14 protein-coding genes are annotated in these 13,135 nt (G+C 52.8%); 6 read left to right on the top strand and 8 right to left on the bottom strand.

Annotated features, from left to right (window positions below; translation table 11 throughout):
• Positions 1 to 211: 211 nt before the first annotated feature.
• Positions 212 to 520, bottom strand: coding sequence for a GIY-YIG nuclease family protein (locus tag MICA_RS04050; protein WP_014102426.1), 309 nt, complete (start codon positions 518 to 520; stop codon positions 212 to 214).
• Positions 521 to 653: 133 nt separating this feature from the next.
• Entirely contained in the window at positions 654 to 1,790 is a 1,137-nt protein-coding gene (gene prpC / locus MICA_RS04045; RefSeq protein ID WP_014102424.1) for a bifunctional 2-methylcitrate synthase/citrate synthase, read from the bottom strand.
• A gap of 172 nt (positions 1,791 to 1,962) precedes the next feature.
• On the opposite strand from prpC, the gene MICA_RS04040 reads away from it, so the two are divergent.
• A complete protein-coding gene (locus MICA_RS04040; protein ID WP_014102423.1) occupies positions 1,963 to 2,466 on the top strand; it encodes a hypothetical protein in 504 nt (167 codons plus the stop codon).
• Positions 2,467 to 2,498: 32 nt separating this feature from the next.
• On the opposite strand, the gene MICA_RS04035 is transcribed toward MICA_RS04040, so the two are convergent.
• Together MICA_RS04035 and prpB are read right to left on the bottom strand one after the other, a co-directional pair.
• A complete protein-coding gene (locus MICA_RS04035; protein ID WP_014102422.1) occupies positions 2,499 to 2,879 on the bottom strand; it encodes a hypothetical protein in 381 nt (126 codons plus the stop codon).
• Positions 2,880 to 3,743 carry a methylisocitrate lyase gene (prpB, locus tag MICA_RS04030; RefSeq protein WP_014102421.1) on the bottom strand — a complete coding sequence of 288 codons (864 nt, stop codon included), beginning with the start codon at positions 3,741 to 3,743 and terminating at the stop codon, positions 2,880 to 2,882.
• Between the two features lie 152 nt (positions 3,744 to 3,895).
• Here prpB and MICA_RS04025 point away from each other — a divergent pair, with 152 nt between their 5' ends.
• The 3 genes from MICA_RS04025 (at position 3,896) to MICA_RS04015 (ending at position 5,319) form a co-directional block, all read left to right on the top strand.
• Entirely contained in the window at positions 3,896 to 4,354 is a 459-nt protein-coding gene (locus tag MICA_RS04025; protein WP_148260418.1) for a hypothetical protein, read from the top strand.
• 21 nt (positions 4,355 to 4,375) lie between these two features.
• Complete coding sequence (locus MICA_RS04020; RefSeq protein ID WP_014102419.1) at positions 4,376 to 4,810, top strand: hypothetical protein; 435 nt, start codon at positions 4,376 to 4,378, stop codon at positions 4,808 to 4,810.
• Between the two features lie 98 nt (positions 4,811 to 4,908).
• The gene (locus MICA_RS04015) at positions 4,909 to 5,319 is read left to right on the top strand and encodes a hypothetical protein (RefSeq protein ID WP_014102418.1); all 411 of its coding nucleotides are present in this window, start codon (positions 4,909 to 4,911) and stop codon (positions 5,317 to 5,319) included.
• Positions 5,320 to 5,371: 52 nt separating this feature from the next.
• Here MICA_RS04015 and MICA_RS04010 read toward each other — a convergent pair whose 3' ends face one another.
• The 4 genes from MICA_RS04010 to MICA_RS03995 all read right to left on the bottom strand — a co-directional run bounded on the left by MICA_RS04010 (position 5,372) and on the right by MICA_RS03995 (position 8,775).
• Positions 5,372 to 6,124 (bottom strand): SDR family NAD(P)-dependent oxidoreductase, encoded by a 753-nt coding sequence (locus MICA_RS04010; protein WP_014102417.1) that lies wholly within the window; start codon positions 6,122 to 6,124, stop codon positions 5,372 to 5,374.
• Positions 6,124 to 7,263 (bottom strand): acyl-CoA dehydrogenase family protein, encoded by a 1,140-nt coding sequence (locus MICA_RS04005; protein WP_014102416.1) that lies wholly within the window; start codon positions 7,261 to 7,263, stop codon positions 6,124 to 6,126. The genes MICA_RS04010 and MICA_RS04005 overlap by 1 nt, the downstream gene beginning before the upstream one ends.
• Before the next feature lie 79 nt (positions 7,264 to 7,342).
• Complete coding sequence (locus MICA_RS12020; protein WP_014102415.1) at positions 7,343 to 7,513, bottom strand: DUF1328 domain-containing protein; 171 nt, start codon at positions 7,511 to 7,513, stop codon at positions 7,343 to 7,345.
• A gap of 89 nt (positions 7,514 to 7,602) precedes the next feature.
• Positions 7,603 to 8,775: an acetyl-CoA C-acyltransferase gene (locus tag MICA_RS03995; protein ID WP_014102414.1), complete on the bottom strand. Its 1,173-nt coding sequence runs from the start codon at positions 8,773 to 8,775 to the stop codon at positions 7,603 to 7,605.
• 167 nt (positions 8,776 to 8,942) lie between these two features.
• Between MICA_RS03995 and MICA_RS03990 the strand changes: the two genes are divergently transcribed.
• Both MICA_RS03990 and MICA_RS03985 read left to right on the top strand, forming a co-directional pair.
• Complete coding sequence (locus tag MICA_RS03990; protein ID WP_014102413.1) at positions 8,943 to 11,135, top strand: ATP-binding protein; 2,193 nt, start codon at positions 8,943 to 8,945, stop codon at positions 11,133 to 11,135.
• A gap of 127 nt (positions 11,136 to 11,262) precedes the next feature.
• The gene (locus MICA_RS03985; RefSeq protein ID WP_236619962.1) at positions 11,263 to 13,047 is read left to right on the top strand and encodes an AMP-binding protein; all 1,785 of its coding nucleotides are present in this window, start codon (positions 11,263 to 11,265) and stop codon (positions 13,045 to 13,047) included.
• Positions 13,048 to 13,135 lie beyond the last annotated feature (88 nt).

Raw genomic sequence — 13,135 nt, 5'->3', positions numbered from 1 at the left:
TGACAAAATTTCCAAGTAAACCATTTTATCGTCACCCCGGAAGGCCGCAAGACATTCCCGAGAGTTTTGACACAATGCTCACCACTTTATTGAAACATACTTTCACGGCACAAATCCCGGATAAGCCCTAACGGGCTTTCCGGGATGACGAAACAGAAAATAGCCGTCATCCCGGAAAAGGCGGCAGCCTTTATCCGGGATTTGTGCCGTGCTATTTACAAATTTCCGAATAGAGATCGTTCCATTCCGGATTATTCTCTTCGATTAACCGATCTTTCCATTCACGCCGCCACCGCTTGATCCGCTTTTCTCGGATCTCCGCCTGCTCGAACGTGTCATGAATTTCGTAATACACAAGACGCTTTATGCTGTAGGATTTAGTATGCCCTTCGGCGACGCCTTCCTTATGTTCCCATATCCGCTTGGGCAAATCAGAGGTCAGGCCGGTATAAAGAAAACCGTCTTTCTTGCTTGCCAGAATATAAACAAAAAATCTTTTCACACTCCCCCTCCGAACCATCCGTCACCCCGGAAAATCCGGAAGGATTTATCCGGGGTTTTATCCGTGACGTATACCGCCTTACTCAATCCAACAATCACGGCAAAAATCCCGGATAAACGCTATCGCGTTTTCCGGGATGACGGGAGGGTCATTAACGCTGGTTCACAGGCACAAAATTCCGCGTCGTCGGGCCGGTGTAATCGGCGGACGGGCGGATCAGTTTGTTGTTGGCGCGTTGTTCCATGATATGCGCGGCCCAACCGGATACACGGGACATCACGAAAATCGGCGTGAACATCGGGGTGGGAACGCCCATGAAGTGATAGGACGATGCCGAATAGAAATCGAGGTTCGGGAACAGATGTTTTTCATCCCACATCAATTTCTCGATGGCTTCGGAGACCGGGTACAACACTGTATTGCCCGCATCATCGGCCAGTTTCTTCGCCCATGATTTAATCACCACGTTGCGCGGGTCGGCCTCGGTATAGACACGGTGACCAAAGCCCATGATCAGGTCTTTGTTCGCCATCATTTGTTTGACACCAGCGGTGGCGGCCTCGGCGCTGTCGAACTTTTCGATCAATTCCATCGCCGCTTCGTTCGCGCCACCATGCAACGGACCACGCAAGGCCCCAATCGCCCCGGTCACCGCCGAATAAATATCCGACTTGGTCGAAGTGATAATGCGTGCGGTGAAGGTGGAGGCGTTAAATTCATGCTCCGCATACAGGATCAGCGATACGTTCATCGCCTTGTGATGCAGTTTCGACGGCGCACGACCATGCAGCAGCATCAGGAAGTGGTCGGCAATGCCCTCGCCCGCGCTGTTGCAATCAATGCGCTTGCCATTCTGGGCAAAGTGCCACCAGTAGCACAACACCGCCGGGTAAATACCCAGCAGACGGTCGGTGACATGGTATTGGTCACGGCTGGCATCTTCCATCTCGATATTGCCGAGGAAGGAGGTTGCCGTGCGCATCACATCCATCGGGTGCGCGGTGGCCGGAATATGTTCCAGAACGTTTTTCAACGATTGCGGTACATCGCGGAAAGATTTCAAACGTGTTTTGTAATCCGCCAATTGTTTTGCGTTCGGCAATTCACCGTAAACCAGAAGATAGGCAACCTCTTCAAACTCGGCATGCTCGGCCAGTTCATAGATGGAATAGCCACGATATTCGAGCGTGTGCGCCCCGCCAGCGGCAGAAATTTTCGTTTCCCCGGCCACGACCCCGGCCAGGCCGCCTGTCTTTTTCGGAGCGGGTTTTACGGCTGCATTTGTCATCTTTTTATCCTCACTGTTAGCACCCCGATTCTGTAGCAGGTGGGCCAGCAAAAGTCTTTGTTCAGCGCACAAAAACCCCAGCTTTTTCAACGGGTTTTCAGGGTGGGTTGCGCACGGCGCTTATGTTAACTATGGTCCCCTAAACCGAACAGTGTGAGAGTTCCTTAAAACCATGAAAAACAAAACCGCCCTTTTGAGCCTGTCCCTGATCTTTTCCGGCTGTGCCGCATGGACTCCGGCACCGCAACTGGAAACAGTCCCGATTCCACCTCAGGCCCATACGTTCAATACAGACGGGCTGGCCTTGGGACAGCTGTCCATCAACTCAGCAACGGGCATTGTGGAATATGCCGTACCATCCGAAATGGAAAACGGGCCCGCAGCCGTGGTCGTTTATCCCTGTTCCGCTTATACGACGATCCGCATGACGAATGCGATTACGCGCTGGCTGGAACAGCCGTTTGAAACCACGCCGGAAAATTTAAAATTGCTGAAACAGGCTGAGGATTATCTGGACGTTTTTACCAAAACAAATGCCGCATGCAACGCATCCCCTCAACCTGCGCCATACGAAACGCGCCAAGCCATCCACGAAGCTCTGATTGATGCGCGCATAGCACTGAATGTGGCCAAAATCCGTATCAAGGCCGAACACGCCACCGCCCCACAGCCGTAATAAAAAAACCCCGGTCAAACCGGGGTTTTTCTTTACTTCACTTCATCCGTGCATTCCGGAACAGCCTCATCACTGCCATACACCACGCGGGCATATTCGAACAGGATTCCGGTATAGACGATATCGCCTTCGTGCGTTTCAAAAACCTTTTGGAAATCACATCCCAATTTTTCACATTGGTTTTCGGTCATCGCAGCATCGATCTGCGCCTTACGGTCGGCGTCATATGCCTCTTCCCCGGCAAAATGGGCGCAGGCATTCATGCGGTTGAGCAAGGCCTGAATATCCGCCGGGCATTCATCCAACGCATATTGGGTTTTGAACGGAAACGGGTCCCCGGTCATACAGGTTGCGGCATGGGCCGCCCCCGAAAAACCAACACTCAACAAAACAGCCCAAATAATCTGTTTCATTTATTTTTTTCCGAACAAGGCGTCCAGTTTTTGTTCATAGGCGTAATAATCCAAAACTTTGTACAATTCTTCACGCGTTTGCATGGATGGAACAGCGTCCTTCTGCGTCCCGTCTTTACGAATGGTGGCATAAACCATTTCCGCCGCACGCGACATGGCACGGAAGGCGCTGAGCGGATACAGCGTCATATCCACGCCCGCATCGGCCATTTGCGTTGTTGTGTAATAGTCCGTCTTGCCAAATTCGGTCAGGTTGGCCAGAACCGGAACCTTCACCGCATCTTTGATTTTCTTGTAGTGCGATAAATCGGTCATCGCCTCGGCAAAAATCATATCGGCCCCGCATTCAACGTAATGAACGCAACGTTCAATCACACCGTCCAGTCCTTCACCAGCCAGCGCATCGGTGCGCGCCATGATCAGGAGGTCAGACCGCGCATCCACGGCGGCCTTCACCCGGTCACCCATTTCGAATTTATCGACCAATTCCTTGCCCGGGCGGTGGCCGCACCGTTTTTGCGCGACCTGATCCTCGATATGCACGCAGGCCACGCCAGCGCGTTCAAATTCACGCACGGTCCGCGCAATGTTAAACGCTCCACCCCACCCTGTATCAATATCGACCAGCAAGGGCAGATCGACGCGCCCTGTAATCCGCCGCGCATCCTCCACCACATCATTCAATGTCGTGACCGCCAGATCGGGCAAACCGAACGACGCATTCGCCACGCCCGCGCCGGAGAGATAGATCGCCTTAAACCCCGCTTCGCGTGCCAACAGAGCAGAATACGCGTTGATCGCACCAACAATTTGCAACGGCTTTTCGGCGACAATGGCGGATTTAAAGGCTTGGGACGGGGTCATGGCAAAGCTCCTACACTTACGGCTAATTCATTGAAAGAATAGGTGTTTTAAAACCAAACGCCAGCCCAAAATGCCCCCAGCCCTCACTTTTTGACAGATTATGAAAGGAGGCCTATTCTCCCGCAAAATTATTAAAAATGGGATGGTTTACCATGACAAGCACAACACCCAAACTCCCCTGGTATTTGCGCAGCAACAAGGCCTTGGGCTTGGCCCTGGTTTTTGGCGCAGCGGTTGCCGCCTATAACGGCGCCATGATTGGCGAGCGCAACGAAACACATGGAAAGATGAAGTCCATGACGACCGAACAGGCGCATGAAACATATAAAGACCTGTGCGTACGCCGCAATGCGTTTAATGTCGTTTGGGAACAGGCCTATACGTTGGACGCGGGTGACCAGAACCGTGATGAACATTTCACCGTTCCCGTTCATCCCAACTCCACTGCGGTTAAAGATTGCGCCGAATCTGAACACACTCAGGCCATGAAATCTGCCGCGACCGCGCTGAGCATCAATAAATCCGGCGTTCTGTTTGGAGGCATGGTCAGCCTGTATGCCGTTGGCGGATTGGTTTGGCGTTCCCGCCGTTTGAATGCGCCCAAGCCGTAATTTTTTAAAGAGGAATTTAAAATGTCGAACGATTTAAGCAAGCCCAGCCGCTATATCATGGGTGTATTGAGTGTGAGCTTTTTGATCGCAAGCGCAACAACGCCAATTGCCGTTAAAATGGGCGAAGAAGCCCTGGACAAAAGGAAAAATCTGTCCGATGAAGCGATCCAGGCCCATTACGCCGATCTGTGCCTTCAACGCGATGCCAGAAAGGCGTTTGAAACATCCGTAAAAACAATTACGGCCAATGGGCCACACACGATTACAATTACCGCAGACCCCAATTCAAAATCGGTACAATCATGCCCCCAAAAAACGCATGAGGCTATCATTGCGGTCGCAAAATCCGCCAACCATTTTAATATTTTTGCCGGCCTCTCATGCCTGGTCTTGAGCGGCATGATGGGTTATCTGGCACTTGGTGGCGGTAAAAAGAAAGAACCAAAACCATCGTAAATTTTCATTCCGAAACTCTTTATTCAAAAAAGTATCAAATGACACATACACCCAATTCAAAAATCAAAATGGCCTTCAATCTCGTTGCTGGCGCTCTTATGCTGACAGCCTTGGGTATTGCCGGGTCGGGACTTATCAGTGCACACAATACGCTTTCAGATGAACATGACCGATTGAAAGGCATGACGCAGGACGACATTCGGGCGCACTATCAAAAACGTTGTGTTTCGCGCGAAGCCGAACGGCAATTGGAATGGTATTACACTGACAAGGAAACGGTAGAAGCCCCTGTGAAAATCTGGGTTGATCCGCAAGATCCATTATTGACGAAATGCGCCCAGGATACATGGGAAAGACAAAAAGCCGGACAAGGCATGGCCTTGGCTGTGACTCGCATCTGTGGAGTGGTCGGACTTTTCGCCGCTCTGGTCGGAGCCGGTGCGCTGGCACATATAAGCTATAAGAAAAAACGCGAAGCGCCCCGCAACGACATGAACGGCCCGCAGTAAAAAGACAGACAATAAAAACAAAAAACCCGGCCAATGCGCCGGGTTTTTTATTCTATTTCGCCGCCAACCGTGACGCCCCGTCCAGCCGGATCACCGATCCGTTCAGATAGGCGTTATCCACGATATGCAATGCCAGCTTCGCAAATTCATCCGGTTTCGCCATACGGGATGGGAACGGGATATTCGCGGCGATGGAATCCTGTAACTCCTGCGATATCGTGTCGATCATCGGGGTTTGCACCGCGCCCGGCGCAATCGCCATGACGCGCACACCCAGTTTGCCCAGATCGCGTGCGGCGGGCAGTGTCATACCAACGATTCCGCCCTTGGACGCGCTATACGCCACCTGCCCCATCTGGCCTTCGAAAGCGGCGATGGATGCGGCGTTGATAATCACGCCGCGTTCGCCATCATCATTCACCGGATCCAGCCCCGTCATCACCCCCGCAACCAAACGCATGGTGTTATAGGTGCCGACCAGATTGACGTTGATCACCTTCATAAAATGATCCAGGTCCGCAGGACCATCGCGCCCGACAATCCGTTTGCCCAGCAAAATACCCGCACAATTAATCAGGATACGGGGCGAACCGGATTTTTCAATCGCGGCCTTCACACTGTCTTCATTGGTGACATCACATTGCACGGCCACGCCGCCAATCTCTTTCGCCACGGCCTCTGCGGCGGGAAAATTCATGTCCCACAACACCACTTTGGCCCCGGCCCTGGCAAAATATCGGGCCGTTTCTGCGCCCATGCCGGACCCGCCGCCGGTAATTATGACGGTTTGATTTTGAATATCCATTATACGCTCTCCTTCGCGATTTCGCGGGCAATCACCATGCGTTGAATATCGCTGGTTCCTTCGTAAATTGTGGTTACACGCACATCGCGGTAAATACGTTCCACCGGAAAATCGGCCAGATAACCATAACCACCATGGATTTGAATGGCATCATGAACGACCTTTTCCGCCATTTCGGATGCGAATAATTTCGCCATGCAAGCTTCGCGCGTGCAGGGCAATCCCGCGTCTTTCATCCGCGCAGCGTTATGAATCATCAATCGCGCGGCCTCGATCTGCGTCGCCATGTCGGCCAGTTTGAAGGCCACCGCCTGATGATCCATCAGGGACTTGCCAAAGCTTTTGCGATCCTTTGCATAGAACAGTGCCGATTCATACGCCGCCCGCGCCATGCCGAGAGATTGGGAGGCAATACCCAGACGCCCGCCTTCCAGATTGGCCAGCGCAATCGCGTAGCCTTGCCCTTCTTCACCCAGACGGTTGGCGGAAGAAATGCGCATATCATCGAAATTCAATGCACAGGTATCGGATGCATGTTGCCCCATTTTTTCTTCGATCCGCGTGACATTATAGCCCGGTGTGTCCGTGGGCACGATAAAGGCGGACATGCCCTTTTTCCCGGCATCGGGGTCCGTCACAGCAAAAACGATAATCACATCGCCATTTTTACCCGATGTAATAAATTGTTTCGCGCCATTGATAATATAATCATCACCATCACGGTACGCGCGCGTGGCCATGGCGGACGCATCCGAGCCCGCACCAGGCTCGGTCAGGGCAAACCCACCAATCCACTGCCCTTGTGCCAGCGGTTTTAAAAACCGTTCTTTCTGTGCATCGTTGCCGTATTTCAGGATACAGGTGGAAGACGGTGACGAATGCACAGACACAATGGTAGACAACGCCCCATCGGCGGCGGCAATTTCCTCAATCGCCAGACAGAAATTCAAAACGCCCGCATCCGCACCACCCCATTCATCGGGGATCAGCATACCCAGCAGGCCGAGTTCGGCCATGGCGTCTAATTGTTCACGGGGAAACATGGCGAATTGATCACGCATGCGTGCACCCGGGGCAATTTTGTCCCGGGCCAGATCCCGCACCATATCACGGATAGATTTTTGCTCTTCGGTCAACATGGGCGCAATCGTACAGGCTGGGAGCCCGGTACGAAAGCGTCATCCCATGCTGTCGTGCAAAAAATTGTGGTTATCCACCTCAGGCATGCGGGCGGCGAATAAAACCGAACACAGCTGATGCGATAAACAGCACAACAAAGAGCAAGAACAGGATTTTTGCAAACCCCACCGACACGGTTGCGACACCACTAAATCCAAAGAAGCCCGCGATCAGCGCCAGAATCAGAAAAAGGACAGCATATTGAAGCATGGAGAACCTCCTTTGCTTGTTTTTAAGCGTCCTGATTAAGGGTAAGGCGAATAGCCAGCCCGAACACCCTTAAAATTTTCTCTTTTCGTTCAGCGCTCTACAGCCACAGCCACGGCTTCACCGCCACCGATGCACAATGTCGCCATACCGCGTTTCAGGTCGTATTTTTCCAGCGCCGCAATCAACGTCACCAACACGCGCGCGCCGGATGCCCCAATCGGGTGACCAAGGGCACAGGCCCCGCCATGGACGTTCACCTTGTCATGCGGCAGATCCAGGTCCTTCATTGCGGCCATGGTCACGACGGCAAAGGCCTCGTTGATTTCAAACAGATCGACAGCCTTCATCGCCCATCCGGTTTTATCGGACAATTTTTTCAACGCACCAACGGGGGCGGTGGTGAACCATGCCGGTTCATGGGCAAAGGTTGAATGACCGGCGATCGTGGCCAGAATTTTATGACCACCTTTCTCCGCCGCACTTCGGCGCATCAATACAAGCGCCGCCGCACCATCGGAAATCGAGCTTGCATTCGCCGCCGTGACCGTGCCATCCGGTTTAAACGCAGGCTTCAGTCCCGGAATTTTATCCGGGCGGGCTTTGCCCGGCTGTTCGTCGATGGAGATAATTTTTTCTTCTTTGCCAACCTTGACCGTCACGGGAACAATCTCCGCCGTGAAATCGGCTTTTTGCGCACGGGCCAGCGATTCAATGGCAAAGGCATCCTGGGCTTCACGCGTGAATTTATATTCACCGGCGCACAACTCCGCGAAAACACCCATCAACTTGCCACGGTCATACGCATCTTCCAGACCGTCCAAAAACATATGGTCAATCACCTGACCATGCCCCATGCGGTACCCGCCACGCGCCTTGGGCAACAGGTATGGCGCATTGGTCATGCTTTCCATGCCCCCCGCGATCATCACGTCATTGGTTCCGGCTGTGATCAAATCATGCGCCAGCATGACAGCCTTCAACCCCGATCCACACATTTTATTGATGGTGGTACAGCCCACGGAATTGGGAATGCCTGCACCGATCGATGCTTGCCGCGCCGGGGCTTGTCCCTGCCCGGCGGACAGGACATTGCCCATGATGACCTCATCCACCCCTGCCACGCCGGATCGTTGCAATGCCGCACGAATGGCGGCCGCGCCCAATTCCGGGGCGGTCAGATTGGCGAAATCGCCCTGAAACCCACCCATCGGGGTGCGGGCCATGCCAACGATAACAATAGGGTCCTGTGTGTGAGAGGACATAATATAACTCCCTGTTTTTATAGACTTTAGATTCTTTAGAGCCAGAAAGCGCGCCTGTCCAGCCACTGGAAAAAGCCGGGAAAATGGAAAATAAAGACTCGCCCTGACCTGAAAGGCGGTTAATATGCCCTGATTTTCAGCCCAAGACATAGAGCCAACGTATTTAGATGCACCATAAAACCATTCTTTTCCCCACAGACAGCGTTACATCGCTGCAGACCATCGCCGAACATTTCCTGATCACGGTTGGGATTTTTGCTTTGTTCGGCTTGGCCGAAGATTGGTCGCGATCACAGAACACGGCGCGCCGCAAAATCATTGTCGGCATCGTTTTCGGATGCCTAGCTTCACTGATGATTGCCATGGCCGTGCGTTATTCCAGCGAGGTTGTTCTGGATGCCCGCAATGCCATTCTGGCCATTTGTGCGTTCTTTGTCGGCCCCATCCCGGCGGCAATTGCCGCGCTGATTACATCGGCCACCCGTGCGTATTTCGGCGGGCTTGGTGTTCCCACGGCGATCATGGGCATGTGGATTTCCGTTGGTTGCGGGTTGGCTTATCGCGCGTGGCTGGACCAGAACAATCAACGTATTGGTGTTTTGAACATCCTGCTGTTTTCGATTATCTCACCCATTATAACGTTGTCGGTCTTCTTCCTGATGCCCTTTTCGGTAAAGGAAATTGTATCGTCCGGCGTTATTCAGGCCCTGTACATGACCACGGCTTTCTGGACATTTGTCTTTGGCCTGATCATGTTGCAGGATTTGCGGCGCCACGAGCTTGTTGACGATCTGGCGGCCAGCGAAAAGCGCGCCGAGGAAGCGACAAAAGCCAAATCACTGTTTCTGGCGAAGATGAGCCATGAAATACGGACCCCTATCAACGGCGTCTTCGGTTTCAGCGAACTTTTGCGAAAAACAAAACTGGATGAAACGCAGGATTATTACCTGAAACAAATCCACTCCGCAGTGTCATCCATGATTCTGCTGGTTGATGACATTCTCGATTTTTCAAAAATCGAGGCCGGAAAAATGAAGATCGTCAAACATACATTTAACATTCGCAGCTTGATGGAAAGCTGTATCGATCTGGTGCAACCGGATGCAGACCGAAAAAACCTGGAACTGCACATGGTGATCGGACCGAATGTTCCCGAATATATCGTCAATGACGAATTGCGCCTGCGTCAGGTTGTGATGAACCTGTTGTCCAACGCCCTGAAATTTACGCAATCCGGATCGGTCCGGCTGTCCTTACACTCCAGCCCGATTGACGAGCAAAATGAAACGCTGACCATTTCCGTCACCGATACGGGAATTGGTATTGCCGAAGATAAGTTAAAAATCATTTTTGAGGCTTTCGAACAGGCCGACACATCCATCACACGCAATTTTGGTGGAACGGGATTGGGACTGAGCATTGCGCTCAACCTGATGACCCAGATGGATGGAAAAATCACAGTGAACAGCGAACATGGCAGAGGGACGACATTCACAGTCACACTGCCCACATTGGTTGCCGATGGAATTATTCCCGCCAGTAACACTCTGGATGCCGAGCAGGCGATGACGCAACAGACTGAAAAAGCCCACATTTTGATTGCCGAAGACATCCCAATGAACCAAGCCCTGGTGTCCGCCCAGTTGCGAAAAGGCGGATACAGTTTTGACATTGTCGACAACGGTTATGCCGCGGTCGAAGCCGTCAAGTCAAAACAGTACGATATGGTTCTGATGGATATTCAAATGCCCGGAATGAGCGGGATTGAAGCCACAACCGTTATTCGCGAAGAGTTGGGACTATCCGCTATCGACTTGCCCATCGTCGCCTTAACCGCGCACGCCCTGCCCGACGAGATGAAAGCCTGCCTGGAAGCCGGGATGGATGAATGTCTGGTTAAGCCCGTGGACGCCCTGAAACTTTATAAAACGATCGACTCCGTTCTGGGATTAGGCGCGGATGATCCGTTTGTCACGCCACCGGTCATCGCAAATGATTTACTTCCCGTTCCCCTTCTCAACACGGAACAGGTTGAACAATTTTCGAGCTATATTGGCGACGACCAGCTCCTGAAGCTCTTCCATGATTTCATCATGGATGCCGAACGCATCCTGACGACACTGGAAGAATCGGGGTCAATTCCTCGGGGAGATTTACACTCCATGACTGGCGTTGCCGGCAATTTCGGCCTGAGCCGCCTGGCCCAGTATTGCCGCCAGCTTTTGGACGAACAATCCGACCTGGCCCGTGGCGGCATCACACCACCGATTGACGTTATCCACAGGTTGCTCACTCTCTTTAATGACAGCATTCGGGCGTTTCAGGCCTATATGACACGCCCGCATGCGGCGGGTTATTAAGACGTTGCGCCTCTTTACACTGTGCACCCGCAACATTGCGTGTGGGTTTACAGTATAAAAACAGACTGTTATGCAGATTCCATACCGCCTGGCCTTAAAAGAGCGGACCGAACAGACAGGGATCGTTATGACAGGGAAGAATTCTCGCACCACGCGGAGCATTGCTCCGCCAGCCGAATATTATGCGCCGGGCGCACAATGGGACATGGCCATCCCCCGCATCACATTGGTGGACGCGCTGAACCGGGCCCTGCACCGTTACCCCGACCGCCCCTTTATCAACTTTATGGGCCGGCATATCACCTACCGCGAATTCGGCCAGATGGTTGACCGCACTGCGGCGGGCTTGCAGCAGCAAGGTGTTCGCAAATGCACGCGTGTCGGATTATACATGCCGAACACACCTTTCTACCCGGTGATGATGTTTGCGGCGTTGAAACTGGGCGCCACCATCGTCAATTTCAGCCCCCTCTACACCGCCGATGAATTGCGCAAACAAATCGCGGACAGCGGCACCGAAGTCATGGTGGCGCTGGATTTAAAACAATATGGCGACGCCAAGAACAGCGCACCGGATTTGGTCAAAGATGGATCTTTGAAAAAACTCATCGTCTGCCCCATGGCTGATATGTTGCCGACCTTTAAATCCATCTTGTTTCGACTTTTTAAAAGCAAAGACGTATTCAGCCCCGACCGCAGCAGCACCGCCATCCGCACGTTCAGCGATCTGGGTTTATACGGCGTCAAACCATTCCCGGTAAATATTCATCCGAACGATGTCGCCCTGTTGCAATATACGGGCGGGACCACAGGGACACCAAAGGGCGCGATGCTCTCCCACTTCAACATTGCCGCGAACGTCAAACAGATCGAAGAGATGTTTGGCGCGCGGCCGGACCGCGACCATGACCCGGCCCTGATCCAAATGGGACGTGAAAAATTCCTGGTCAGCATTCCGTTCTTTCATATTTTTGGTCTGACTGTCGGATTGATCAATGCCATGGCGACAGGATCGGAAATTATCATCCTGCCCAACCCACGCGATATGACGGCCACGCTGGAGGCCATTCACAAACATCGCCCCACTGTATTCCCCGCCGTGCCCCGCATGTTACAGGGCATCGTCGCGCATCAGGATCTGGAACACTACAACCTGAAAAGCATCCGGGCCGTGATTTCCGGTGGTGCCGCTTTGCCACCCGATGTTAAGGCCGCCTTTGAAAAAGCCACCGGTTGCGGCGTATATCAGGGATATGGGCTGTCCGAAACCAGCCCTGTGGCCACAAGCCACCCGCCCTGCGGGGAAAACCATCCGGCCAGCGTCGGTCAACCCATGCCGCGGACGGAAATTAAAATCGTCGATCCTGAAAACCCGGATATATCACTGCCCAACGGGACCACGGGGGAAATTTGCATTCGCGGGCCACAGGTTATGCGCGGGTACTGGAACAAACCGGACGAAACGCGAAAAACAATGACGCGGGACGGATTTTTCCGCACTGGCGACATCGGCCATATCGATGATCACGGTTATGTGTTTATCACGGACCGCCTCAAACGCATGCTGGCCATCAACGGATTCAAGGTTTATCCAAACATGGTGGAACAAGCGCTTTATGCGCATCCATCCGTTGCTGAATGTGTTGTGATTGGCGTGAACAAGGGAACGGTAAAGGAATCCGTCAAGGCATTTATCCGGTATAAGGACGATGCAACCGATAAACCCACCGCCGAGCAATGGCGCACTTTCCTGGCCGATAAATTGCACGCCTTGGAGATTCCGCGTTCTTTCGAAACGCGGACCGAGGAGCTCCCGAAAACCGTTGTTGGGAAACCGGATTGGAAAAAGCTGGAGGATGAGGAGGCCCAAAAGGCGAACGCCCAACCTTCACCCCCGCCAAGCCCGCGATAATCCATATTTGTCCACATCCCAATGGCGCGTTTCCGGGGCAAATCCTTGCCAAATCGGACGTGGCCTTGGACAATCACCGCAATCAAAC

This window comes from Micavibrio aeruginosavorus ARL-13, assembly GCF_000226315.1.
Classification (GTDB): Bacteria; Pseudomonadota; Alphaproteobacteria; order Micavibrionales; family Micavibrionaceae; genus Micavibrio; species Micavibrio aeruginosavorus_B.
This window is presented reverse-complemented; position numbering and strand designations above follow the sequence as displayed.

What these genes read in the sequence shown, in the direction of transcription:
- MICA_RS12020 (WP_014102415.1), bottom strand. Translation starts at nt 7,513, where the DNA reads ATGCTTCAATATGCTGTCCTTTTTCTGATTCTGGCGCTGATCGCGGGC.
- MICA_RS03995 (WP_014102414.1), bottom strand. Translation starts at nt 8,775, where the DNA reads ATGTCCTCTCACACACAGGACCCTATTGTTATCGTTGGCATGGCCCGC.
- MICA_RS04050 (WP_014102426.1), bottom strand. Translation starts at nt 520, where the DNA reads ATGGTTCGGAGGGGGAGTGTGAAAAGATTTTTTGTTTATATTCTGGCA.
- MICA_RS04025 (WP_148260418.1), top strand. Translation starts at nt 3,896, where the DNA reads ATGACAAGCACAACACCCAAACTCCCCTGGTATTTGCGCAGCAACAAG.
- MICA_RS03990 (WP_014102413.1), top strand. Translation starts at nt 8,943, where the DNA reads ATGCACCATAAAACCATTCTTTTCCCCACAGACAGCGTTACATCGCTG.
- MICA_RS03985 (WP_236619962.1), top strand. Translation starts at nt 11,263, where the DNA reads ATGACAGGGAAGAATTCTCGCACCACGCGGAGCATTGCTCCGCCAGCC.
- prpC (WP_014102424.1), bottom strand. Translation starts at nt 1,790, where the DNA reads ATGACAAATGCAGCCGTAAAACCCGCTCCGAAAAAGACAGGCGGCCTG.
- MICA_RS04020 (WP_014102419.1), top strand. Translation starts at nt 4,376, where the DNA reads ATGTCGAACGATTTAAGCAAGCCCAGCCGCTATATCATGGGTGTATTG.
- MICA_RS04010 (WP_014102417.1), bottom strand. Translation starts at nt 6,124, where the DNA reads ATGGATATTCAAAATCAAACCGTCATAATTACCGGCGGCGGGTCCGGC.
- MICA_RS04015 (WP_014102418.1), top strand. Translation starts at nt 4,909, where the DNA reads ATGCTGACAGCCTTGGGTATTGCCGGGTCGGGACTTATCAGTGCACAC.
- MICA_RS04035 (WP_014102422.1), bottom strand. Translation starts at nt 2,879, where the DNA reads ATGAAACAGATTATTTGGGCTGTTTTGTTGAGTGTTGGTTTTTCGGGG.
- MICA_RS04040 (WP_014102423.1), top strand. Translation starts at nt 1,963, where the DNA reads ATGAAAAACAAAACCGCCCTTTTGAGCCTGTCCCTGATCTTTTCCGGC.
- MICA_RS04005 (WP_014102416.1), bottom strand. Translation starts at nt 7,263, where the DNA reads ATGTTGACCGAAGAGCAAAAATCTATCCGTGATATGGTGCGGGATCTG.
- prpB (WP_014102421.1), bottom strand. Translation starts at nt 3,743, where the DNA reads ATGACCCCGTCCCAAGCCTTTAAATCCGCCATTGTCGCCGAAAAGCCG.